Genomic DNA, 23,875 nt, shown 5'->3' on the forward strand with positions numbered 1-23,875 from the left:
CACCGGGCCCGGGGCCGTCCCCGTCACGCGACCGCTCAGAGCTCGCCGGCCGCCGTGCGCTCGGCCAGCTTCACCAGGGTGCGGACCGAGGAACCGGTGCCGCCCTTCGGGGTGTAGCCGTACGGGGCGCCCTCGTGGAAGGCCGGACCCGCGATGTCCAGGTGGGCCCAGGTGATGCCCTCGCCCACGAACTCCTGGAGGAAGAGGCCGGCCACCAGGCCGCCGCCCATCCGCTCGCCCATGTTGGCGATGTCGGCGGTGGGGGAGTCCATGCCCTTGCGCAGGTCCGCCGGGAGCGGCATCGGCCAGGACTGCTCGCCGACCTCGTCCGCGATCTCGTGGATCGCGGTCCGGTAGTCGTCGTCGTTGGCCATGATGCCGAAGGTGCGGTTGCCGAGCGCCAGGACCATGGCGCCGGTCAGGGTCGCCACGTCGACGATCGCGTCCGGGTTCTCCTCGGAGGCCTTGGTCAGAGCGTCGGCGAGGACGAGCCGGCCCTCGGCGTCCGTGTTCAGGACCTCGACGGTCTTGCCGCTGTACATGTTCAGCACGTCACCCGGGCGGGTGGCGGAGCCGGACGGCATGTTCTCCGCGAGGGCGAGCCAGCCGGTGACGTTGACCTCCAGGCCGAGGCGGGCCGCCGCGACGACGGAGGAGAACACGGCGGCGGCACCGCTCATGTCGCACTTCATCGTCTCGTTGTGGCCGGCCGGCTTCAGCGAGATGCCGCCCGAGTCGTAGGTGATGCCCTTGCCGACCAGGGCGAGGGTCTTCTCCGCCTTCGGGTGGGTGTAGGCGATCCGGACCAGCCGCGGCGGGTTCTCGGAGCCCTTGCCGACGCCCAGGATGCCGCCGTAGCCGCCCTTGGCGAGCGCCTTCTCGTCGAGGACCTGGACCTTGAGGCCGTGCTCCTTGCCGGCGGCCTGGGCGGCGGCGGCGAAGGCGGCCGGGGTCAGCTCGTTCGGCGGCATGTTGATCAGGTCACGGGCGCGGTTCATCTCCCCGGCGACGGCCTGGGCGCGCTCGGCGGCGGCCTTGTAGGCCTTGTCGCGCGGCTTGGCACCGAGCAGGGCCACCTCGGCGAGGGGCTTCTTCTCGTCCTTGCCGTTCTCCTGGTACGCGGTGAAGGCGTACGCGCCGAGCAGGGCGCCCTCCGCGATGGCGGCGGCGTCCTCGGGGGCGGTGATCGGCAGCGCGAACGCGGCCTTCTTGGTGCCGGTCAGCACCCGGGCGGCGGTGCCGGCGGCACGGCGCAGCGCCTCGCCGTCGTACGCCTCGCCGTCCTCGGGGGCGGCGCCCAGACCGACGGCCAGGACGACCGGGGCCTTCAGTCCGGCGGGGGCGGGCAACTTCGTCGCCTCACCTTCGGCACCAGAGGCGCCCAGGGTCTCCAGGACGGCGGCGAGCCGGCCTTCGAAGGCCTTGTCGACGGCCTCGGCGCCCGGGGCGACGACCAGCGTCTTGCCGGACTTCGCGACGCCGACGACGAGGGCGTCGGCGCGCAGCGTCGCCGCGCCGGCCGTGCTGAGAGTGAGAGCAGTCACGGTGGTGAAATCTCGCTTCCATTGAGTTCTGTGGCGGTCGAGGGATGGGCCGACCGTGCCCGCCGCATCGTATTTCGGCCCGGAGAGCGCCGAGAACGAGCCTACGCTCGCTCGCCCGGTTCGCTCACGGCGGCAGTGGTTCACTCATCCGTGGTGTCTCTTTCATGTTTACCCTTCCGGTCGCCGCGGCCCGGTCACACTCGCCTCATTCATGCAAGGGCGACACACCGTTCTTTGCCTCATCTGCGACATCTCCACGGGTCCTGCCGGTTCGAGCGGGTTCCGTCGAGGGGGGATACCGCCATGGACTCCGACCGAATCCGCACGCCCGGAACCGCGCCCCGTCGAGCCCGCACGGCTCCTCGTACGGGCCGGATCGCGGCCCTCGCCGCCGCCGCGCTGCTCGCCACCATCGTCCCGTCCGCGCAGGCCGTCGCCGAGACGGCGCCCCGGGTGGACCTCACCGTCCTCGTCGTCGACGACGGCGGCAGCGCGGTCGGAGCGATCACCGCCGAGCTGCAGGGTTCCGGCGTCCCGTACCGCAGGATCGACCTCAACGACCCGAACCGGCCGATCCTCGACACGGCCTTCCTCAGCGACACCGTCGGCGGACGCCCCCGCGCCAAGTACCAGGGCGTCGTCCTGCCCCACGAGAGCGCCTTCGGCCCCGACTCCGCCGAGCACACCGCCCTCCAGGCGTACGAGCGGACCTTCGGGATCCCGCAGGTCGACGCCTACACCTGGTCGCACCCCGGCGTCGGCCTCGACTACACCGATCAGGGGGGCTGGTCCGGCGTCCTCGACGGGACCACCGCCGGCATCACCGCGGCGGGCCGGGCGGGCCCCTTCCGCTACCTGGCGGGAGAGCTCACCTTCGAGGACAACGACCCCTCGATCTCCGAGAGCTACGGCTACGCGGGTCGTCCCCGTGCCGGCTACACCAGCTACGTCGACGTCCCCGTCGACGGCGGCGGCCGGGCCAGCCTCGTCGGCGAGTACGCGGCCGACGGACGCCGCGAACTCGTCGTCACCTTCGCCTACAACCAGTACCAGCGGCAGTTCCGCGCCCTCGCCCGCGGCATCGTCGAATGGCTCACCCAGGGGGTCCACCTCGGGCAGGGCCGCAACTACCTCTCCGTCCACGTCGACGACGTCTTCGCCCCCGACGCCCGCTGGGACACCGCCCTCAACTGCACCCCGGGCGACTTCGACTGCGTCGACGACGACGGCGAGGGCGTCAACCCGATCCGCATGACGGCCGCCGACGCCCAGTACGCCGCGGCCTGGCAGAAGTCCTCCGGCTTCACCCTCGACATGGTCTACAACGGCGGCCAGGGCGAGGAGTGGAAGGCCGAGCACGGCGGCACCGACGCGCTCACCGACCGGCTCGTCGCCGACCGGGCCCAGTACCGGTGGATCAACCACACCTACACCCATCCCTTCCTCGGCTGCGTCCAGGACAACAGCACCGTCCCCTGGAAGTGCGCCGAGAACGCCGCGGGAAGCACCCTCTGGGTCAGCCGCTCCGAAATCTCCCGCCAGATCCGCGACAACCACAACTGGGCCGTCGGCAAGGGCATCTCCGTCGACCGCAGCGAACTCGTCACCGGTGAGCACTCCGGCCTCAAGACCCTGCCCCAGCAGCCCGTCGACAACCCCCACCTCGCCGGTGCCCTCGCCGACAACGGCGTGAAGTGGACCGCGAGCGACAACTCCCGCGAACCCCAGCAGCGCGCCGTCGGCACCGGCGCCGCGAAGACCGTGCCCCGCCACCCCATGAACGTGTACTACAACGTCGGAACCGCCGCCGAGATGGCCGACGAGTACAACTGGATCTACACCTCGCGTGCCGACGGCGGCAGCGGCATCTGCGAGTCCAACCCGGCTTCCACCTGTCTGTCCGCCCCGCTCCCCACGGCCACCGGCTACGCCGACCACATCGTGCCCCAGGAAGCCCGCATCGCCCTCTCCCACGTCCTCGGCAACGACCCCCGACCGCACTACGTGCACCAGTCCAACCTCGCCGAGGAACGCCTCCTCTACCCCGTCCTCGACCGCGTGCTCGCCGACTACCGGGCCCTGTTCGCGCCGAACGCCCCCCTGGTGAACCCGGCCCAGAAGGACGTCGGCACCGAACTGAACCGCCGTGCCGCCTGGGACCAGGCCCTCGCCGCCGGGAAGGTCACCGCCTACCGCATCGGCACCACGGTCACCGTCAAGGCCCCCTCCGGCGTCACCGTTCCGGTCACGGCCCCCGAGGGCACCCGCAAGAAGCTCCTCCTCGGCAGCACCGCCTTCGGCACCGCCTACGCGGGCACCCGCTCCGCCTGGACCGCGCCCGAACCGCTCCAGACCACCGTCACCCTCACGCTCCCGACCGCCTGAGCAGCGCGTCCCGACCAGCACTTCCCCGGGGGGGAACCGCACATGCCGAGCAGTGGCCGTTACGTGACCATGCTCACCGAAGGCACCTATCCACACGTCCACGGCGGCGTCAGCACCTGGTGCGACCAACTCGTCCGCGGCATGCCCGAGGTCGACTTCGAGGTCCTCGCGCTCACCGGCAACGGCCGCGAACCCGTCACCTGGGAGCTGCCGTCCAACGTCATCCGGCACACCGCGTACCCCCTCTGGGGCCTCCCGCAGGGGGGGTGCGCCCCGGTCGGCGCGCGCCGACCCCTGCGGGGGCGCGAACGCCGCCGCTTCCTCGCCGCGTACGAGCGGCTGCTGCTCGCCCTCCTCGACCCCGAGGCGGGCTGCGACTTCGGCTCCGGCCTGTACGAACTGGCCGAACTCGCCCGACAGGGACGGCTGACCGCCGCCCTCCGCTCCGAACCGGCCCTCCGCTCCCTCATGTGGATCTGGACCATGCCGCACCTGCCGACGCTTGCGGCCCGGCCCACCGTCCACGACGCCCTCACCGCGACCGACCTCCTGGAGCACGCCCTGCGCCCGCTCGCCGCCCGGGTGGCGGACGGCAGCGTGGCCCACGCGGTCTCCAGCGGCCTCGCCACCCTGCCCGCCCTCGCCGCGCAGCACTTCGAGGGGGTGCCCTTCCTACTCACCGAACACGGCATCTACCTCCGGGAGCGCTACCTCGGCTACCGCACCGAAGCCCAACGCTGGCCGGTCAAGGCGCTCATGCTCGGCTTCTACCGCGAGCTCAACACCCTCGGCTACCGCAAGGCCGACCTCATCACCCCCTGCAACCAGTACAACCGGCGCTGGGAGGAGCGCGGCGGAGCCCCCGCCGCCCGCATCCGCACCGTCTACAACGGCGTCGACCCCGCCCTCTTCCCCGAAGCCGGACCCGAGCCCGAGACCCCCACCCTCAGCTGGTGCGGGCGCGTCGACCCCATCAAGGACCTGGAAACCCTGATCCGGTCCTATGCGATCTGCCGGGCCGAACTCCCTGCGCTCCGGCTGCGGTTGTTCGGTCCGGTCCCGGCCGGGAACGAGGACTACCTGACCCGTCTGGAGAAGCTCGCCGCCGAACTGGGCGTCGCCGACGGGGTGACCTTCGAGGGGCGCATCTCCGACGTCCCCTCCGCCTACGCGGCCGGCAGCGTGGTCATGCTCTCCTCCATCAGCGAGGGCTTTCCCTTCTCCCTCATCGAAGCCATGTCCTGCGGTCGGGCCACCGTCTCCACGGACGTCGGAGGAGTGCGGGAGGCCGTCGGGGACACCGGCGTCGTCGTCCCGCCCCGCGAACCCGCCGTGATGGCCGCAGCCGTCTCCGAACTACTCCGCGACGGCGCCCGGCGCGCCGAACTGGGCGGCCGCGCCCGACAACGGGTCATCGACCGGTTCACCCTGCGCCGCTCGGTGGACGGCTTCCGCCAGATCTACCGCGAACTGGCCGGCGCCCGACCGCCGCAACCGGCGCCGTCGCCCCAAGAGCCCCTGCGCCTGAGCATTCCCGCCCCGCGCCGCATGCCCGCGGCCCTCGTCCCAGGAGGCACCCCGGCATGAGCGGCTCCCTCTGGCTGAAACCACCCGCGGTGGGTGCAACGCCCCTTCCGGCGATCCCCCGCCCCCGGCGGGAACGTTCGTCCACCCGCCCGGACCACGCTCCGCCCCCGACCCCCGAGGCACGCCCGGAAGGCGGTCCGGCCGGCCGGACCGCCCCCGGGGCCGGGGAAACGGCCCCGGGCGGTGCCCCCCCCCCGCCCCCCGTTCCGGACCCCCGGGGCTCCCGGACCGCGCCCCCCACCGGCCCCCCGCCCCCCGACGGAGACGGGCTCGCGGCAGATCCGCTCGACGAACTCACCGAGAGGCTCGGCGAACTCGCCGCCGCCGCCGTCCACCCGGACGAGATCGCCGCCGTCCTGGAGTCCGACGGCATGACCGACGACCACATCCGGCTCACCTACGGCCGCGCCGACTCCTTCGCGCTCGCCGAGGACCTCTACGCACGCGTGGAGCGCCACCACCCGGAGCCTGAGCCGCCGTCCGGCCGGGCCTGGCACAGCGAACTCGCGGGCTGTCTGCTGCGCGGCCTCGTCTTCGCGCTCCCCGGCCTGGCGTACGTCCTCGCCGCACCCCTGCTCGCCGGGGAGCAGGGGCGGTTCGGCCTGCCCGCCGGAACCGTCCCCCTGCTCGCCGGTGCCGTCACCGGCTGGGTCTGGAACCAGGCCCTGTCCCACCGCGCCCACACCTGGCTCGGTCTCGGCGACCGGCCCGCCGCCGCCCGCACCCTGCTCGTCGGCGCCCCGGCGGGCGCCGCCGTCGGGACGGCCGTCGCCCTCGCGGCCGCAGCGCCCACCGAGACGGCCGCCACCGTCTTCGCCGCCGGGCAGTCGCTCTACCTCGCCGCCGCCACCGTCCTCCTGGTCCTCGGCCGCGAACGGGCCCTGCTCTGCGCCCTGCTGCCGCTCTCCGGCGCGGCCCCCGCCCTCCACTGGGACCTCCCCGCCCTCCTGCGCGTCGGGCTCCTCCTCGCCCCGCTCACCGCCTCCGTCGTCCTCGCCGGGCTCGTGCTCCGCCCGGGCCTGCACCGGGGCGCCGGAGGCCGGGGCGGCCCCCCGCGATCGGCCTCCCTCCCGTACGGCCTCTTCGGCCTCGGCAGCGGTCTGTTGGTCCTCCGTGCCGGCACGGGCGACACCCTGGTCAGCGGTGTGGGGGCGGTCATCGCGCTCACCCTCTCCATGGGACCCGCCGAGTGGTTGCTGCACCGCTTCCGCGGCCAGGGCCTGAGCCGGCTGCGGACCCTCACCACGGCCCGGGAGTTCCGCCGGGCGATCACCGGCACCCTGGTGCTCTGCCTCGGCGGCTACCTCACCGTCCTGCTCGCCCTGGCCCTCGCCGCGGCCCTGGCCTGGCCGGGGGCGTCCTGGCCGACACTCCCGCGCCTGATCACCCTGCTCCTCATCGGTGCCGTGCTCTGGCTCGGGCTGCTCCTCCAGGCGTTCGGCGCGGTGCTCAGCGCCGCCACCACCTGCTTGGTCGCGGTGGGAGCCCAGGCCGTGCAGCCCGCGGCGGGGCCGGCCGCCGCGGCGGGGGCGGCCACCGTGCTCGCCGTCCTGACCTGTGCTCTGCTGGTACGACCAACCGCCCACCGCCACTAGGGATGCCATGACGCCCCCTTCCCTCCTGGTGCCCTACTACGAGCACCCGGCCGAGCGCCCCGAGGCCTGGTCGGCCCTCGTCGCCGCGGCCCCGTCGCTGTACGGCGTCGTACTGAACCCGGCGAGCGGCGCGGGCGAGGCGCCCGACCCGGCGTTCGCCGGGGTCGCCGGGCGGCTACGGGCGGCCGGGGTGCGGGTCCTCGGCTACGTGGACACCGCCTACGGCCGTCGCCCGCACGCCGAGGTCATCGCCGAACTGGTCCGCCACCGGGACTGGTACGGTGCCGACGGCGCCTTCCTGGACCAGGTGGCGACCGCACCCGCCGCGCTCGCCCACTACCACCGGATCGCGATCGCCTCCCGGGCGGCCGGTGCCGCCACCCTCGTCTTCAACCACGGCGCCCAACCGGATCCCGGCTACGAGGCCCACGCCGACCTCCTCGTCACCTTCGAGGGCCCCTGGGACACCTACCGGACCCTCGCCCTGCCGGTTGCCCCGCACTATTGCCACCTGGTCTACGCAGCCCCTGCCGAAGTCCGTCCGGCCACCCCGGTGCACTGCACCGTTCCGGGCACCGGTGCACACCCCTGGGGCACCCTTCCGCACCTCTTGGAGCCCGCCCGATGAGACGAGTCCGTTCGACCGCACGAACGCACCCGACGAGCCGATCCCCCCGCACCGGTCGTGTCCGCCGGGGGAGGCGGGCGCCGTCCCTGCTCCTGGGGCTGCTCCTCCTCGCCACGGCCTGCGGCGGTGCTTCCGACTCCGATGCGAAGTCCCCCCGGGAGGACCGCTGGCACCCGGCTCCGGGACTCGCCTGGCAGTGGCAGCTCAGCGGCAAGCTCGACCCGACGGTCGACGTCCCGGTGTACGACATCGACGGCTTCGACCACCCGGCGTCCACCGTGCGGGACCTGCACGACCGGGGCCGCAAGGTGATCTGCTACCTCTCCACCGGCGCCTGGGAGGACTTCCGCCCCGATGCCGACGCCTTCCCGAAGTCGTTGCTCGGCAAGGGCAACGGCTGGGAGGGCGAGCGCTGGCTCGACGTCCGCCGCACCGACCTCCTCGAACCCCTCATGGCGAAGCGCCTCGACATGTGTCGGGACAAGGGCTTCGACGCCGTCGAACCCGACAACATGGACGGCTACAAGAACGACACCGGCTTCCCCCTCACCGCCGCCGACCAACTCCGCTACAACCGGCTCGTCGCCCGCCTCGCCCATGAGCGCGGCCTCGCGGTCGGCCTCAAGAACGACCTGGACCAGATCCCGAAACTGCTCCCGGACTTCGACTTCGCGGTCAACGAGCAGTGCGCGGAGTACGACGAGTGCGGTCGGCTCACCCCGTTCGTCGCGGCGGGCAAGGCCGTCTTCCACGTCGAGTACGAACTGACGACGGACCGGTTCTGCCCTCGGGCCGTGGAACTGGGCCTCAGTTCCATGCGGAAGCGGTACGAGCTGGGGGTGTGGCGGCAGCCCTGTTAGCGGCGCCGCCGGTGGCCGTGCCCGGTCCGCGACCGGGCCGCGTTCACCCCAGGGCCAGGGCGATCAGCGCCACCGTCGCCGTCGTCTCCTCGACCGCGCCGAACACGTCGCCGGTCACCCCGCCGAACCGTCGTACGCACCGACGGAGCAGGAGGGCCGCCGTGCAGAGGGCCGCTCCGGCCGCCAGGACGTTGTGGACGGCCTGGTACGGGGACAGGAGCAGGCCCGTCGAGGCGCAGAGCACCAGGACGAGCGCGGTCAGGAGCGTTGCCGACCTGGTCGGGACCGTGGCGGCGACGATCGCTCCGAGGCCCTCCGGGCGGGCCGCGGGAACGCCGTGGCGGGACGCGTGGGTGAGGGCGAGACGGGAGAGGACGGCGGCGAGGAGGGCGGCGGTCGTGCCGCGCGCCCACCCCTCCTCGTACAGCTCGTACAGCGCGGCGACCTGGGCGAGCAGGACGAAGACCAGGGCGATGACCCCGAACGGGCCGATGTCCGACTGCTTCATGATGCGCAGCGCGTCCTCGGCCGGTTTGGCGCTGCCGAGGCCGTCGGCGGTGTCCGCGAGACCGTCGAGGTGGAGGCCCCGGGTGAGCACGGCGGGGACGGCCGCGGTCACGACGGCGGTGAGCAGCGGACCCGCGCCGAGCGCGAAGAACACCCCGCCGAGCGCGGCCGAGCAGAGGCCGAGGGCCAGACCGGCGATCGGGGCGCAGAGCATGCCGGCCCGCGCCGCGTCCCGGTCCCAGCGGGTGATGCGGGCGGGGAACACGGTGAGGGTTCCGAAGGCGAAACGCAGGCCGTCCATCCGGGCAGGGTAATCCTCGCTCTCGAACGGTAGATTTCGCATACCGCACATATCGGAACGGGGTGGCATGGGTCACTGGTTCTCCCGCAACATCGTCGAGCCGGGCAAGCTCCCGATGCTGCTCGCTCTGACCTCGTTCGTCCTGACTTTCCTGGTCACCCGTGCCGTCACCCGGCTCATCCGGGCCGGGAAGGGACCCTTCCGGAACGTTTCTTCCGGCGGGCTCCACATCCATCACGTCGTGCCCGGTGTCGTCCTCACGGTCCTCGGCGGCTTCGGTGCGGTGTTCAGCGGCCGGCACGGCGTCGGGGCGTCCGTCTTCGCGGTCGTCTTCGGGGTCGGCGCCGGTCTCGTCCTGGACGAGTTCGCGCTCATCCTGCACCTCGACGACGTGTACTGGTCGGAAGACGGTCGCAAGAGCGTCGAGGTGGTCGCGCTCACCGCGGCCCTGGTGGGGCTTGCGCTCGGCGGCTTCTCGCCGCTCGGCGTCGAGGGCGTGACCGCCGACGAACGGCAGGACCGGGCCACCGTCGTGCTCACCCTGGTGCTGAACTTCCTCTTCGTCCTGGTCGCGTTGGTGAAGGGGAAGTTCCGGATGGCCGTTTTCGGGACCTTCATCCCGTTCGTCGCGGTGGTCGGGGCGGTCCGCCTCGCTCGCCCCGGCTCCTGGTGGTCCCGGCACTTCTACGGTCGTCGCCACCGGGCCAGGGCCCGGTCCCAGATCCGCACCTACCGGCACGACCGACGCTGGACCAGATGGCGACGCCGCTTTCAGGACCTGATCGGCGGCTTCCAGGAACGCGTCCCCGGGCGGGGGCCGACCCCGCCGGCCTGATGCCGCCCGCGCCGGCCCAGGACCGCGATCAGGGCGAGGACGGCGATGATCGCCGCCAGGTGTTCCTTCCCCGCCAGGTTCGGCTTCACGAGCACCTCGACGACCATGGCGACGACGACGAGCGTTCCCGTCCACCGTGCTCCGCACCGCCAGCAGACGTAGACGGCGAGGCCCACCACGGCCGCCGAGGGGCCGGTGTCGACGACCCGCGCATCGGTGGCGGGCAGCCCGAGCGGGCCGTCCGGGCCGAGCGCGATGCCCAGGCGGGCGTAGAGCGTGCCGGCCAGCGTCGCCAGATAGGCGAGGCCCAACGTCCGCCACCGCCCGATGCGGATCTCGGCGATCCCGAACACCAGCAGCACCTGCGCGAGCGCACCCCACACCGGCAGGTCGAGGGCGGGGACGAAGAGCGAGAGCGGCGTGCGGAGCAGGGCCGCCCACAGCGGGTCCTCGGCCCGCACCGACCCGATGGCCTGGACCGGTCGGTACCCCCAGTCCTGGTTCTGCACGACCTGGAAGAGCGCGGTGAGGCCGACGGCGGTCAGCGTCAGCGGGACCGCCCGCCACCCCCGGGTGACGAGTGCCGTCCGCACGGTGTCGAACAGGGGTCCCCACTCCCGGCGGGCGAACCCCCGGACCCCGCGGATCAACGCCCGCCCTCCAGATGCCTGCGGTGCAGCCACTTCGGCAGTCCCGGAGCCTCCAGGAACCCCTCCGCGCGACCGGCTGCGAGTCCGATGCGCAGGAGGTCGGCGCTTTTTTCGAAGAGCATGAATCGGGGCTCCCAGATCGGTCGGTACTTGGCGTTGGCGCGGTACAGCGACTCGATCTGCCACCAGCGGGAGAAGAAGCTGAGGAGGGAACGCCACATCCGCAGCACGGGTCCCGCCCCGAGCTTCGAGCCGCGTTCGAAGACGGACCGGAACATCGCGAAGTTCAGTGAGACCTGAGTGATCCCGATCTCCTCGGCCCGCTGGAGGAGTTCGATCACCATGAATTCCATCAGGCCGTTCTCGGATTCCCGGTCGCGGCGCATCAGGTCCAGCGAGAGGCCCTTCGGGCCCCAGGGGACGAAGGACAGCAGGGCCCGCAACTCGCCCCGTTCGTCGGTGCACTCCAGCATCACGCAGCGGCCGTCCCGGGGGTCGCCGAGCCGCCCGAGCGCCATGGAGAATCCGCGCTCGGTCGCCCCGTCCCGCCAGTCGTCCGCCTTGCGCAGCAGTTCGGCCATCTCTCCGGCGGGAATGTCCTCGTGGCGTCGGATCCGGACCTCGTACCCGGCCCGCTTCACCCGGTTGAAGGCCTGCCGGACCGTCCGCATGGCCCGTCCCTCGAGGGTGAACTCGCCGGTCTCCACGATCGCCTCGTCGCCCAGTTCCAGGGCGTCCAGCCCGTGCCGGCCGTAGATGACCCCGGCCTCCTCGCCGGCGCCCATCACCGCCGGGATCCAGCCGTGCTCGCGCGCCTCGGCGAGCCAGGGCTCGATGGCGCCGGGCCAGGCCTCGGGATCACCGATCGGGTCGCCCGAGGCCAAGGACACCCCGCCGACCACCCGGTAGACGACCGCGGCCTTCTCGCTCGGCGACCACACCGCGCTCTTCTCCCGGCGCAACGCGAAGTAGCCGAGCGAGTCCCGCTCGCCGTGCTTGTCGAGCAGCGCCCGCAGCCGCTCCTCGTCCTCCTCGGTGAGCGGGTCGACGGCCCGCCGGGAGCGGAAGGCGGCGAAGAGCACCGCGAAGAGCAGCAGCGTGGACAGCACGTTGATGGTGACGTCGACCCAACCGGGCGTGCTGATCCCGGTGAAGCGGGAGTCGTCGGACGCCAGCGTGACCAGCCGCATCAGGCCGTACTTCCAGCGGTCCAAGAAGGTGGAGCTGCCGGTGGATTCGTTGGTGACGGTCACCAGGACGGCGGCGAGCAGCGAGGTGACGAGCAGTCCGCCGACCGCCACGGCCCCGGCGAGCAGGGGGTTGGAGCGGTCGCCCTTCGCGTAGAACTCCCTGCGGCCGAGGAGCAGCGCGAGCACGAAGGCCGCGGTCAGGGCCAGCGAGATCCAGTTCTGGGCGTGCTGGCGGATTTCCGGGAAGAGCATCACGAGGGCGAAGAGCAACAGGAAGAGGCCGCTGAGCACCAGGTTGAGGATCCATGCGGCCCGCTTGCGCCGCCGCATGGTGATCGCGAGGAAGAGGGTGAACACCCCCGAGGCGAAGCCCGCGGTGAGCAGGTACGGGGTGAAGTAGTCGTCCTCGTTGTGGCGGCGCAGGTCCTGCCCGAGCGAGACCCAGACGGCGCTCAGGAAGTTGATGAACGTGACGACGCGCAAGTACCAGACGGCGAACGCGGCACTGCGCCGCGAACGGGTGGTGCTGTCCCGCGGGGTGCTGCTCCGGGTCACTGCTTCGGCAGGCAAACGGACTTCTCCCATGAAAAGCGATCATATGGGGCGCCACTTGCCGTGCGGAGACGCCGGAGGCGGTCATGCGCGCGTCGCGCGTGACCGCCTCCGGAGCTGACGATTCCGTCTGGGCTCAGGCCTCCCCGTCCGCAGCTTCCAAGGCGTCCGGAGTGGTCGGATCCGGGCGCTCGGGCAGCTCCGCGGCGAGTGCCGCCGCGGCCTGGACGAGGGGAAGCGCGAGCAGTGCCCCGGTTCCCTCACCCACATGGACGCCGTGGTCCAGCAGCGGGTTGAGCGCCATTCGGTCCAGTGCCTTCGTCTGCGCCGGCTCCCCGCTCACCTGACCCGCCAACCACCAGTCCGGCGCCCGGAACGCCGCCCGCTGCGCCACGAGCGCGCACGCGGCCCCCACCACGCCGTCCAGGATCACCGGCATCCGCCGCACCGAGGCCTGCAGCAGGAACCCGGTCATCGCCGCCAGGTCCGCGCCGCCGACCGCGGAGAGCAGCTCCACCTGATCGCCCAGCACCGGCCGGGCCCGCCTCAGCGCGTCCCGGATCGCCGCACACTTGCGCATCCACGCCAGGTCGTCGATCCCGGCACCGCCCCGGCCGGTCACCACCGAGGCGTCCGTGCCGCACAGCGCGGCGATCAGCGTGGACGCCGGGGTCGTCCCGCCGACGCTCAGGTCCCCGAGCACCACCAGATCGGTGCCCGAGTCGGCCTCCTCGTCGGCGATCGCGATGCCCAGCCGGACCGCGGCCTCGGTCTCCTCGACCGTCAGCGCGTCCTCGACGTCGATCCGCCCGCTGCCGCGCCGCACCCGGTGCCGCACCACCTCGGCGGGCAGCAGCTCCGGGTCACAGTCCACACCGGCGTCCACGACCCGCACCGGCACGCCCGTCGAACGGGCCAGGACGGCCACCGGGCTCGCCCCCTCCAGCACCGCGCGCACCAGCTCGTGCGTGGTGCCCGCGGCACGGCCGGACACGTCGAGCGAGGCGACCCCGTGGTCGCCCGCGAACAGCACCGCCTTCGGCTGTTCGATCGCCCGCACCTTGACCGAGCCCTGCGCGGCCGACAGCCACTCGCCCAGCTCGTCCAGCCGGCCGAGCGCCCCCGGCGGCACGGTCAGCCGTTCCCGGCGCTCCTCGGCGTCACGCCGTATCCCGCCGTCGGGGCGCTCGATCAGATCGGAGAAGTCGTCCAGGTTCACGGGTTCCGCCTTGTGACAAATCAGCGAGGGCCATCGGTGATCGCACCCTACCCGCGCAGGACGAGGGCCTGCCCCGCGGCCACGAGGAGAACCTCCTCGCACTCCTCGGCGAAGGCGGCGTTCAACCGGCCCAGCTCGTCCCGGAACCGGCGCCCCGCGGCGGTCGCCGGCACCACCCCCGAGCCGACCTCGTTCGTCACCGCCACCACCGTGCGGCGCGTCGCCCGCACCGCCGCCACCAGCGCCGCCGTCCGCTCCCGCAGTGCCGTCTGCCCGCCCGCCGCCCACGTCGCGTCGTCCCAGGCGCCCACCCGGTCCATGGCGTCCGTCAACCACAGGGACAGGCAGTCGATGAGCAGGGCCGGCCCGTCCTCCGCGAGCAGCGGGACGAGCTCGCAGGTCTCCGCGGTCCGCCACGAAGCGGGCCGTCGCTCCCGGTGCAGCCCCACCCGCTCGGACCACTCGGGATCGCCCTCCCGGGTGCCGCTCGTCGCCACGTACAGCACCTCGGGGAAGGTCTCCAGGCGCCGTTCCGCCTCCACCGACTTCCCGGACCGGGCCCCGCCGGTCACCAGCGTCCGCCGGGGCACGTCCGGCAACTCGTGGTACTCGCCGACGTACAGCGTCGTTCCGTCCGGCACCGCCCGCGCCCCCGCCGCCGCGAGCCGCCGCTCCAGCTCGGGGCCCGTCGGCACGTCGTGGTCCAGGTGCACCGCGATCACCTCGGTGGTGGGACCCACCGCACCCGTCGCCCGCAACCGGGCGAGCCCGTCCGGCCGGCCCGTGACGTCGGCGACGACCATGTCGTACGGCTGCAGGCCGTTTCCGGTCAGGCCCGCAGCGGCCCCGCCCGGCGGCAGGTAGAGCAGCCGTTCGCCGTCGGCCGAGGTCACTTCGTACCCGGTGCCGGGGGAGTCCATGGGGACGGCCCGCACCCGGTGTCCACTGATCAGGGTCAGCTCCCGACCGTCCGGTACCCGTCCCGCGGTGGGAAGCCCGGCGGGCACCTCCACGGCGGGCCCGTCGTGCGGATGGGTCAGCAGCACCTGCCGCACCCCCACCAGGGAATGCCCCGACCGGGCGGCGGCGAGCGCGGCCCCCGGGGTCAGGTCGAGCAGCAGGGCCCCGTCCACGAGCAGCGCCGTCGCGGCCCGGGCCCGGGGCCCGAGGGAACGGGCGCACACCGCGCAGGGGCAGTCGGGGCGGGGGAGTCCGGGAGGTGCGCCGGTGCCGAGCAGAGTCAGTTCCACCCTCAGATCCTCCCGCGCCGCCGCTGGGCGTGCGCGCCCGGCTACGCTGCGGGCAGGAAACCGATCATCCGGTGAGCGCCAGGAGGCGGACATGGCATGGACGTGGCGGTTCGAGAAGTCCGACGGCACGGAGGTCGAGCCGGTGGTGACTCCGGAGGAGTTCACCACCCAGGGAGACGCCGAGAGCTGGATCGGTGAGCACTGGCGCGACCTCCTGTCGGGCGGTGCGGACCAGGTGACCCTCTCGGAGGACGGAGCCAAGGTCTACGGTCCGATGCCCCTCGACGCGGAGGGGTAGCGCCGAGGGCCGGAACGGCCCACCGGCCGGTGACGACCGGCACGGCCCCCGCCGCGCCGTCGCACCGCCCGGTCGTCTTCCGGCCGCGGCACCCGGTCGCCCGGCAGGGGAGGCGCGGGGGCGCGGGCCACCGCACCGTCCGCGTCGCCCCTGCCCTTGGTGCGCTTCGGCACCACGGCACGGGCCCCGGGGCGGCCTTCCCGACGTCTGGAGGGGCGTCGGTCAGCCCCGGACCCCGCACAGGTGCAACAGCCCCGCGACCCGGCGGTACGGTTCCGTGCGTCCCGCCCGGTCCTCCGCGGCGAGCAGTCGTTCCAGCTCCTCCGCGGCCGGAAGTCCGGCGTCCGCCGGGAGGTCCTCGGTGAAGACCCTCACCCCGTACCAGGCGTGCAGCGGCGCCGCGATCCCCGCGAGGGTCATCGTGAGCACGTCCAGCCGGTCGGCCCGCACCTTCGTGCCGTTGTCATCGGTGTAGACGTCCGAGTCGAAGGCGGCGAGCGCCCCCGACCAGTCGCCGGCGAGCCCCGGCCGCATGGCCAGGGCCTCGGCGTTCCGCACCACCAGGGACAGCAGACCGCCGGGGGCCAGCATCCGGGCCAGGCCCGCGAGCAGCGCGTCCGGCTCGTCCGCGTACATGATCACGCCGTGGCAGAGGACGACGTCGAAGCTGCCGGGCAGGAAGTGCACCCCGGTCTCGCGCCCGTCGCCCTGGATCAGCCGGACCCGCTCGCGGATTCCGGCGGGCTCCGTCGCCAGCGATTCCCGCGCCGTCTGCAGCAGCTCGGGGTCGGACTCCAGACCGGTCACGGTGTGCCCGGCCCGCGCCAGGCGCAAGGCCTGGGTGCCCTGCCCCATGCCGGCGTCCAGGATGCGCAGCCGCTGTCCCACCGGGTAGCGGCCGGCTATCTGCTCGTCGAGCTGACGGGCGACGAGCTCCTGCCGGATGGTGTCACGAAGCCCGCCGGGACCGGCGGGCCAGTGCGTGACGACGGGCAGGACCGGGCCTTCCGGCTCCGACGTGGCCGTACCGAAGGCGGCCCCGTCGAACTCCGATCCTTCGGCAGTCAGGGTCGCTCTCCGCGCTTGACCTGCGGTTTCGGCAGACGCAGTCGGCGCATCTGGAGCGTGCGCATCAAACCGTAGGCGATGGCGCCCCGCTTCGGCTCGTTCGGGAAGCGCTCCTTCAGCTGCTTCCGGAGACGGACCCAGATGCCGATCGAGTCGAGCACGATCAGGATGATCACGCCGAGCCAGAGCAGGAGGGAGATGTTCTGCAGGCCCGGGTTCTTGTTGCCGAAGAGCGACAGCACGAGGATCACCACGGCCATCGGCAGGAAGAACTCGGCGATGGCGAACCGCGAGTCGACGAAGTCGCGCACGAAGCGGCGCACCGGACCCTTGTCGCGGGCCGGCAGGTAGCGCTCGTCGCCGCTGGCCAGCGCCTCGCGCTGCCGGGCCAGGTCGGCGCGGCGCGCCTCGCGCTGCCGCTTGGCGGCCTCCTTGCGGTCGGTCGGCACCGTCGCGGCGCGACGGCGCTGCGATTGCGCCTCGCTCCGCTTCGGGGTCGGGCGGCCCTTGGGGGCCTCGGGGTCGCGGGGCTGCTTGGTGGAGAGGTCCGCCGTCACCTTGTCGGTGGGGGCCTTCTCGTCCTTCGAACGGCTACGGAACACAAAGCCCAAGGGTACGGGGTGGTGGGCATGAACCCCATGCGGGGCGGGAACGATCTGCTAACGGACTGCGTCTTGGGCGGTGTGCGCGCGGGACGGACGTGGTCTCCCCGAGGTCCGTCTACTCCCTGCGCGGGAGGGAACACCGCACGCATTCGTCCTTGGGGAGGAGCGCATCCCGCTCCGAACAGTGCGGTAATGGAGTCAGGGCCCGTACTGTGGATCCTGTTGAAGAGCTGGAGCCGAGTCCGTCAGAAGGGGGCGCGCGAAGCCCATGAGCGGTGTCATGAAGCGTATGGGGATGATCTTCCGCGCGAAGGCGAACAAGGCCCTTGACAGGGCCGAGGATCCGCGGGAGACGCTCGATTACTCCTACCAGAAGCAGCTGGAGCTGCTGCAGAAGGTGCGACGGGGCGTCGCCGACGTCGCCACCTCCCGCAAGCGGCTCGAACTCCAGCTGAACCAGTTGCAGGGCCAGTCCGCCAAGCTGGAGGACCAGGGCCGCAAGGCGCTGGCACTCGGCCGTGAGGACCTGGCGCGCGAAGCGCTGTCCCGTCGGGCCGCGCTCCAGCAGCAGGTCAGCGACCTGGAGGTGCAGCACCAGACGCTGCAGGGCGAAGAGGAGAAGCTGACCCTCGCCGCCCAGCGCCTCCAGGCCAAGGTGGACGCCTTCCGCACCAAGAAGGAGACCATCAAGGCGACCTACACGGCGGCCCAGGCACAGACCCGGATCGCCGAGTCCTTCTCCGGGATCTCCGAGGAGATGAGCGACGTCGGCCTCGCGATCCAGCGGGCCGAGGACAAGACCGCCCAGCTCCAGGCGCGCGCCGGCGCGATCGACGAGCTGCTCGCCTCGGGCGCTTTGGACGACCAGTCCGGCCTCGGCAAGGACGACATCCAGGCGGAGCTGGACCGCCTCTCCGGCGGCACGGACGTCGAGCTGGAGCTCCAGCGGATGAAGGCCGAACTGGCCGGAGGCCCCTCGGCGCAGCAGCAGGCCATCGAGGGCGGTGGCGCGTCCGCGCCGCAGGACCGCGCTCAGCAGTCCCACCCTCGCTTCGAGAAGTAGGCGACAGACAGGACGCGTCATGATCGTGCGGATCATGGGGGAGGGCCAGTGGAAGCTGGCCGACACCCACGTCGCCGAGCTGAACAAGCTCGACGACGAGCTGCTCGTGGAGATGGAGTCGGGCGACGCGGAGGGGTTCCGGCGCACGCTCGGCGCCCTCCTCGACGCCGTCCGGCGGCTCGGCGCGCCCCTCCCGGACGCCGCCCTCGAACCCTCGGAGCTGATCCTTCCGGCCCCGGAAGCGAGCCTGGAAGAAGTCCGGGCGCTGCTCTCGGACGACGGCCTCATCCCGGGCTGACCCCTGGCGCAGCAGGATCCCGCCGCCCCCCAGGGGCAGCGGGATCCGCCGGGCGCTGCTCTCCGGTGCCGGACCCCGGGCCGCCGGCGCCCCGTACCGTTGTCTCCCGTGACGCCCACCGGCCCCGCCCCCGGCACCCCCTCCAGCCAGTTCCCCCTCCGCGACTGGTTCCGCGCGCATCCACTCGCCTTCGACGCGGTGATCGCCGCCGGTGCGCTCGTCTGCATGGTCGCCGCGTCCCTCACCGACCCGCACGGCAGTCCTGACGGCCCCACCTTCGGGGACCACCGGCCCGACGCCTGGAGCGTCTTGATCATGATCGCGGGGGCCGCCGCGCTGGTGCTGCGCCGCCGCGGCCCCTTCGCCGTGCTGTTCTTCACCGTGACGATCAGCCTCTGCGAACTGGTCACCGACACCAAGCCCGCCCCGATCGCGATGAGCGCCGTCGTCGCGCTCTATACCGTGGCCTCCCGCACCGACCGGCCCACCACCTGGCGGGTCGGCCTGGTCACCATGACGGTGCTCACCGCCGCGGCCATGGTCGCCGGGCCCACCCACTGGTACGCGCAGGAGAACCTCGGCGTCTTCGCCTGGACCGGCATGGCGGCGGCGGCCGGGGACGCCGTCCGCAGCCGCCGGGCGTTCGTGGACGCGATGAGGGAACGGGCCGAGCGGGCCGAACGGACCCGGGAGGAAGAGGCCGGGCGCCGGGTCGCCGAGGAGCGGCTGCGCATCGCCCGTGATCTCCACGACGTCGTCGCCCACCACATCGCGCTGGTGAACGTACAGGCCGGGGTCGCCGCCCACGTCATGGACAAGCGCCCCGACCAGGCCAAGGAGGCCCTCGCCCACGTCCGCGAGGCCAGCCGCTCCGCCCTCGACGAACTGCGCGCCACCGTCGGCCTGCTGCGCCAGTCCGGCGACCCGGAGGCGCCCACCGAACCGGCCCCGGGCCTCGCCGTCCTCGACGGGCTGCTCGACAGCTTCCGCAAGGCCGGCCTTCCCGTCGCCCTGGCCCGCACCGACGAGGGCCTGGTGCTTCCGGCCGCCGTCGACCTGGCCGCGTACCGGATCGTGCAAGAAGCCCTGACCAACGTGCGCAAGCACGCCGGACCGGAGGCGGCGGCGGAGGTGAGCGTCGTCCGGGTGGGGCGCACGGTCGAGATCACCGTCCTCGACGACGGCACGCCCCCGACCGTTCCGCCCCGGGCCCGGGAGTTGCCGCCGGTCGGCGGCCACGGGCTGCTCGGGATGCGCGAACGGGTCGGCGCCCTCGGCGGCACCCTCACCGCAGCCCCCCGTTACGGCGGGGGCTTCCGCGTCCAGGCGATACTGCCGGTGACCTCCCGCACCGAGGAGGAGGGAAGGGGCCCCGCATGACGATCCGGGTACTGCTCGCCGACGACCAGGCCCTGCTCCGCAGTGCCTTCAAGGTCCTGGTGAACTCCGAGCCCGACATGGAGGTCGTGGGGGAGGCGCCCGACGGCGCCTGGGCGGTCGAGCTCGCCCGCTCCGCCAGGCCCGACGTGGTCCTGATGGACATCCGCATGCCGGGCACCGACGGCCTCGCCGCGACCCGGATGATCACCGCCGACCCCGAGCTCGCCGACGTGCGGATCGTCATACTGACCACGTTCGAGGTCGACGAGTACGTCGTGCAGTCGCTGCGCGCCGGTGCTTCCGGCTTCCTCGGCAAGGGGGCGGAGCCGGAGGAGCTGCTCGGCGCCATCCGGATCGCCCACGCCGGCGAGGCCTTGCTCTCCCCGGCCGCCACCAAGGGCCTGATCACGACCTTCCTCGCCCAGGGCGCGGGGGCGGACGCCTCGGGGGCGGGCGCCGGAGCCCGTGCCGAGCGGCTCGCCGCGCTCACCGCCCGGGAGCGCGAGGTCCTCGTCCTCGTCGCCGGTGGGCTGTCCAACGACGAGATCGCCGAGCGGCTCGACGTCAGCCCGCTCACCGTGAAGACACACGTCAACCGGACCATGTCCAAGCTCGGCGCCCGTGACCGGGCCCAGTTGGTGGTGACGGCCTACGAGTCGGGACTGGTACGTCCGAAGACGGACTGACCGGAGGCCCCGGCGTACTCCAGACGCGGTATGCGCGGCGCGAGGAAGTGGGCCCGGGGGCCGAAGACTTCCGGCTGTCGATGACGGATCGTGGGGGCGGGGGCGCGCCCGGCCGACCCGGCCGGGGTCCTGGCCTGCTCCCGCCCGTCGACGAGTACGCCACAGAAGAGAGACCCCATGTCCTGGCTGTCCAGATTCAGCCTCGCGCAACGGGCCCTGATCGGGCTGATGTCCATCGTCGCGATCGTGTTCGGTGCGATCGCGATCCCGCAGCTGAAGCAGCAGTTGTTCCCCTCGATCGAGCTGCCCATGGTCTCGATCCTCGCCCCGTACCAGGGGGCCTCTCCCGATGTGGTCGAGAAGCAGGTCGTCGAGCCGCTGGAGAACAACCTGAAGGCCGTCGACGGCCTCAAGTCGGTCACCTCCACCGCTTCCGAGGGCATGGCCCTCGTGATGGCCTCCTTCGACTACGGCGACGAGTCGACGAAGCAGCTCGTCGCCGACGTCCAGCAGGCGGTCAACCGCGCCCGTGCCCAGCTGCCCGGCACCGTTGACCCCCAGGTGATCGCCGGCTCGACCGACGACATGCCGACCGTCGTCCTCGCCGCCTCCTCGGACAAGGACCAGCAGGCGCTCGCCGACCAGCTGGAGCGGACCGTCGTGCCCGCCCTCCAGGACGTCGAGGGCGTCGGCCGGGTCGCCATCAGCGGTGTCCAGGACCTCCAGGTCTCCGTCACCCCGGACGAGCGGAAGCTCGCCGCGGCCGGACTGAACACCATGAAGCTCGCCGAGGCCCTCCGCTCCGGCGGCGCGACGATGCCCGCCGGTGCCTTCTCGGAGGCCGGGAAGTCCCGCACGATCCAGGTCGGCGGCGGCTACACCTCCTTGCAGCAGATCGAGGACCTCCGCATCCCGGCGGCCGTCCCCGGACGCGGCAAGGCGGTCCGCCTCGGCGACGTCGCCACCGTGCGGCAGGAGGAGGCGCCGCGCACCTCCATCACCCGCACCAACGGCAAGCCCAGCCTCGCCGTCATGGCCACCATGGACAAGGACGGCAGCGCCGTCGCCATCTCCGACGCCGTCGAGGAGAAGCTGCCCGAGCTGCGCCGCGACCTCGGCGCCGGTGCCCGTCTGACGGTCGTGTCGGACCAGGGACCGGCCGTCGCGAAGGCCGTCTCCGGCCTGACCACGGAGGGCGCGCTCGGCCTCGTCATGGCCGTCCTGGTGATCCTGGTCTTCCTCACGTCGATCCGCTCGACCCTGGTGACCGCGGTCTCCATCCCGCTCTCGGTCGTCCTCGCCCTCATCGTGCTGTGGACCCGTGACCTCTCGCTCAACATGCTGACGCTCGGCGCCCTCACCATCGCCGTCGGCCGGGTCGTGGACGACTCGATCGTGGTCCTGGAGAACATCAAGCGCCACCTGGGCTACGGCGAGGAGCGCCAGGCCGCCATCCTCACCGCGGTCCGCGAGGTGGCCGGGGCCGTCACCTCCTCGACCCTCACGACCGTCGCCGTCTTCCTGCCGATCGGTCTGACCGGCGGCATGATCGGCGAGCTGTTCGGTTCGTTCTCGTTGACGGTCACGGCGGCCCTGCTGGCCTCGCTGCTCGTGTCCCTGACGGTGGTTCCGGTGCTTTCGTACTGGTTCCTGCGCGCCCCCAAGGGCACTCCGGAGGACCTCGCGGAGGCCCGCAGGCTCGCCGAGGAGAAGGAGGAGAAGAGCCGTCTCCAGCGCCTGTACGTACCGGTGCTGCGGTTCGCGACCGGGCGCCGGGGGACGAGCCTGCTCGTCGCCCTCGTCGTCCTGGTCGGCACCTTCGCCATGACTCCGCTGCTCAAGACGAACTTCTTCGACCAGGGCGAGCAGGAGGTCTTCACCATCCGGCAGGAGCTGCCGCCCGGCACCGGCCTGGGGGCCTCCGACGAAGCCGCGAAGAAGGTCGAGGGCGTCCTGGCGAAGGCCGAGGGCGTGAAGGACTACCAGGTCACCGTCGGTTCCTCGGGCTTCATGGCGGCCTTCGGCGGGGCCACCGGATCGAACCAGGCCTCCTACAAGGTCAGCCTGCACGACTCCGCTTCGTACGAGGAGACCCGCGAGGAGATCGAGAAGGGGATCGGTGCCCTCGACGGGGTCGGGGACACCACCGTCTCGGCGGGCGAGGCCTTCGGCTCCCAGGACCTCAAGGTGGTCGTCAAGGCCTCCGACCCGGAGGTGCTCACGAAGGCGTCGGAGCAGGTCCGGGCCGCGATCGCCGGGCTCGACGACGTCACCGACGTCCAGAGCGACCTGGCGCAGTCCGTCCCGCGGATCTCGGTGAAGGCGAAGGCCGGGGCGGCCGACGCCGGCTTCGACACCGCCTCGCTCGGCGCGATCGTCGCCCAGGCCGTCCGGGGCGCTCCGGCCGCCAAGGCGACCCTCGACGACGCCGAGCGGGACGTCCTCGTCACCTCGGCCCGCCCGGTCGGCACGCTGGCCGAGCTCAGGGCCCTGCCGCTCGGCCCGGTGAGGCTGGGCGACGTCGCCACCGTCGAACTCGTTCCCGGTCCGGTCTCGATGACGCGGATCGACGGTGCCCGCGCCGCGACGATCACGGCCAAGCCGGTCGGCGACAACACCGGTGCGGTGAGCGCCTCGCTGCAGCGCGAGCTCAAGGGGCTCGACCTGCCGGCGGGCGCCACCGCCACCATCGGCGGGGTCACGGAGGACCAGAGCGAGGCCTTCCTCAATCTGTTCCTGGCGATGCTCGCGGCCATCGCGATCGTCTTCATGCTCCTGGTGGCGACCTTCAGGTCACTGGTCCAGCCGCTGATCCTGCTGGTTTCGATTCCGTTCGCGGCCACCGGCGCGATCGGTCTGCTCGTGGCCACCGGCACGGCGATGGGCGTCCCGGCGATGATCGGCATGCTGATGCTCATCGGCATCGTCGTCACCAATGCGATCGTCCTGATCGACCTGATCAACCAGTACCGGGCGCAGGGCCTGGGAGTCGTCGAAGCGGTGATCGAGGGCGGCCGGCACCGGCTCCGTCCGATCCTGATGACCGCCCTGGCGACGATCTTCGCCCTGCTGCCGATGGCCCTCGGCATCACCGGCGAGGGCGGTTTCATCGCCCAGCCGCTGGCGGTGGTGGTGATCGGGGGTCTGATCACCTCGACGTTGCTGACGCTGCTCCTGGTGCCGACGCTCTACGCGATGGTGGAGCTGCCCAAGCAGCGCCGTGCGGAGCGGAGGGCGGCGGAGCGGGCGGCCCGGGACGAGGGGGAGGGCGCCGAGCCCGCGCTCCCGCAGCAGTCGGACGCGGCCCCGCGGGACGCACGGCTGCAGGACGCCCTGGACTGAGGTCCTGGGCGACGGCCGGAAGGGGCGGCCCC

General features: G+C 72.7%; 20 protein-coding genes. 12 read left to right on the top strand and 8 right to left on the bottom strand.

The window, feature by feature from the left end; translation table 11 throughout:
• Positions 1-35: 35 nt before the first annotated feature.
• Entirely contained in the window at positions 36-1,544 is a 1,509-nt protein-coding gene (locus tag ACFW2Y_RS22980) for a leucyl aminopeptidase (protein WP_384882287.1), read from the bottom strand.
• Between the two features lie 303 nt (positions 1,545-1,847).
• On the opposite strand from ACFW2Y_RS22980, the gene ACFW2Y_RS22985 reads away from it, so the two are divergent.
• Genes ACFW2Y_RS22985 through ACFW2Y_RS23005 form a run of 5 tightly spaced genes read left to right on the top strand, consistent with a single transcriptional unit; the run spans position 1,848 to position 8,599 of the window.
• A complete protein-coding gene (locus ACFW2Y_RS22985) occupies positions 1,848-3,929 on the top strand; it encodes a hypothetical protein (RefSeq protein ID WP_384882290.1) in 2,082 nt (693 codons plus the stop codon).
• A 42-nt stretch (positions 3,930-3,971) separates the two neighbouring features.
• On the top strand, positions 3,972-5,516 hold the full coding sequence (pelF, locus tag ACFW2Y_RS22990) for a GT4 family glycosyltransferase PelF (protein WP_384882293.1): 1,545 nt from the start codon (positions 3,972-3,974) through the stop codon (positions 5,514-5,516).
• Complete coding sequence (locus ACFW2Y_RS22995) at positions 5,513-7,111, top strand: hypothetical protein (protein ID WP_384882296.1); 1,599 nt, start codon at positions 5,513-5,515, stop codon at positions 7,109-7,111. Before pelF ends, ACFW2Y_RS22995 begins: the two co-directional genes overlap by 4 nt.
• A gap of 7 nt (positions 7,112-7,118) precedes the next feature.
• On the top strand, positions 7,119-7,739 hold the full coding sequence (locus ACFW2Y_RS23000; RefSeq protein ID WP_384882299.1) for a spherulation-specific family 4 protein: 621 nt from the start codon (positions 7,119-7,121) through the stop codon (positions 7,737-7,739).
• Positions 7,736-8,599: an endo alpha-1,4 polygalactosaminidase gene (locus ACFW2Y_RS23005; RefSeq protein ID WP_384882302.1), complete on the top strand. Its 864-nt coding sequence runs from the start codon at positions 7,736-7,738 to the stop codon at positions 8,597-8,599. Before ACFW2Y_RS23000 ends, ACFW2Y_RS23005 begins: the two co-directional genes overlap by 4 nt.
• A 43-nt stretch (positions 8,600-8,642) precedes the next feature.
• Here ACFW2Y_RS23005 and cobS read toward each other — a convergent pair whose 3' ends face one another.
• A complete protein-coding gene (gene cobS / locus ACFW2Y_RS23010) occupies positions 8,643-9,407 on the bottom strand; it encodes an adenosylcobinamide-GDP ribazoletransferase (protein WP_384882305.1) in 765 nt (254 codons plus the stop codon).
• Positions 9,408-9,474: 67 nt separating this feature from the next.
• Here cobS and ACFW2Y_RS23015 point away from each other — a divergent pair, with 67 nt between their 5' ends.
• On the top strand, positions 9,475-10,242 hold the full coding sequence (locus ACFW2Y_RS23015; RefSeq protein ID WP_384882308.1) for a hypothetical protein: 768 nt from the start codon (positions 9,475-9,477) through the stop codon (positions 10,240-10,242).
• Here the strand turns inward: ACFW2Y_RS23015 and ACFW2Y_RS23020 are convergent.
• The 4 genes from ACFW2Y_RS23020 to ACFW2Y_RS23035 form a co-directional block, all read right to left on the bottom strand.
• Entirely contained in the window at positions 10,179-10,892 is a 714-nt protein-coding gene (locus tag ACFW2Y_RS23020; protein ID WP_384882310.1) for a hypothetical protein, read from the bottom strand. The two genes, ACFW2Y_RS23015 and ACFW2Y_RS23020, sit on opposite strands and share 64 nt — an antisense overlap.
• Entirely contained in the window at positions 10,889-12,667 is a 1,779-nt protein-coding gene (locus ACFW2Y_RS23025) for a phosphatidylglycerol lysyltransferase domain-containing protein (RefSeq protein ID WP_384882313.1), read from the bottom strand. Before ACFW2Y_RS23025 ends, ACFW2Y_RS23020 begins: the two co-directional genes overlap by 4 nt.
• Positions 12,668-12,770: 103 nt before the next feature.
• Positions 12,771-13,853 carry a nicotinate-nucleotide--dimethylbenzimidazole phosphoribosyltransferase gene (gene cobT / locus ACFW2Y_RS23030; RefSeq protein ID WP_384882316.1) on the bottom strand — a complete coding sequence of 361 codons (1,083 nt, stop codon included), beginning with the start codon at positions 13,851-13,853 and terminating at the stop codon, positions 12,771-12,773.
• Between the two features lie 47 nt (positions 13,854-13,900).
• On the bottom strand, positions 13,901-15,103 hold the full coding sequence (locus tag ACFW2Y_RS23035) for a bifunctional adenosylcobinamide kinase/adenosylcobinamide-phosphate guanylyltransferase (protein ID WP_384882318.1): 1,203 nt from the start codon (positions 15,101-15,103) through the stop codon (positions 13,901-13,903).
• Between the two features lie 91 nt (positions 15,104-15,194).
• Here ACFW2Y_RS23035 and ACFW2Y_RS23040 point away from each other — a divergent pair, with 91 nt between their 5' ends.
• Positions 15,195-15,401: a hypothetical protein gene (locus ACFW2Y_RS23040; RefSeq protein ID WP_384882321.1), complete on the top strand. Its 207-nt coding sequence runs from the start codon at positions 15,195-15,197 to the stop codon at positions 15,399-15,401.
• 222 nt (positions 15,402-15,623) lie between these two features.
• Here ACFW2Y_RS23040 and ACFW2Y_RS23045 read toward each other — a convergent pair whose 3' ends face one another.
• The gene (locus ACFW2Y_RS23045; protein WP_384882336.1) at positions 15,624-16,346 is read right to left on the bottom strand and encodes a class I SAM-dependent methyltransferase; all 723 of its coding nucleotides are present in this window, start codon (positions 16,344-16,346) and stop codon (positions 15,624-15,626) included.
• 119 nt (positions 16,347-16,465) lie between these two features.
• Positions 16,466-17,071: a DUF3043 domain-containing protein gene (locus ACFW2Y_RS23050; protein WP_384882323.1), complete on the bottom strand. Its 606-nt coding sequence runs from the start codon at positions 17,069-17,071 to the stop codon at positions 16,466-16,468.
• A 271-nt stretch (positions 17,072-17,342) separates the two neighbouring features.
• On the opposite strand from ACFW2Y_RS23050, the gene ACFW2Y_RS23055 reads away from it, so the two are divergent.
• From ACFW2Y_RS23055 to ACFW2Y_RS23075, 5 genes are all read left to right on the top strand, one after another.
• Complete coding sequence (locus ACFW2Y_RS23055) at positions 17,343-18,137, top strand: PspA/IM30 family protein (RefSeq protein ID WP_384882325.1); 795 nt, start codon at positions 17,343-17,345, stop codon at positions 18,135-18,137.
• Between the two features lie 19 nt (positions 18,138-18,156).
• Positions 18,157-18,435 (top strand): hypothetical protein, encoded by a 279-nt coding sequence (locus ACFW2Y_RS23060; protein WP_384882327.1) that lies wholly within the window; start codon positions 18,157-18,159, stop codon positions 18,433-18,435.
• 99 nt (positions 18,436-18,534) lie between these two features.
• Positions 18,535-19,815 (top strand): sensor histidine kinase, encoded by a 1,281-nt coding sequence (locus tag ACFW2Y_RS23065; RefSeq protein WP_384882329.1) that lies wholly within the window; start codon positions 18,535-18,537, stop codon positions 19,813-19,815.
• A complete protein-coding gene (locus ACFW2Y_RS23070) occupies positions 19,812-20,501 on the top strand; it encodes a response regulator (protein WP_384882331.1) in 690 nt (229 codons plus the stop codon). The genes ACFW2Y_RS23065 and ACFW2Y_RS23070 overlap by 4 nt, the downstream gene beginning before the upstream one ends.
• 177 nt (positions 20,502-20,678) lie before the next feature.
• Positions 20,679-23,843, top strand: coding sequence for an efflux RND transporter permease subunit (locus ACFW2Y_RS23075; protein WP_384882333.1), 3,165 nt, complete (start codon positions 20,679-20,681; stop codon positions 23,841-23,843).
• Positions 23,844-23,875: the final 32 nt, after the last annotated feature.

The organism is Streptomyces sp. NPDC058877, assembly GCF_042742855.1.
Classification (GTDB): Bacteria; Actinomycetota; Actinomycetes; order Streptomycetales; family Streptomycetaceae; genus Streptomyces.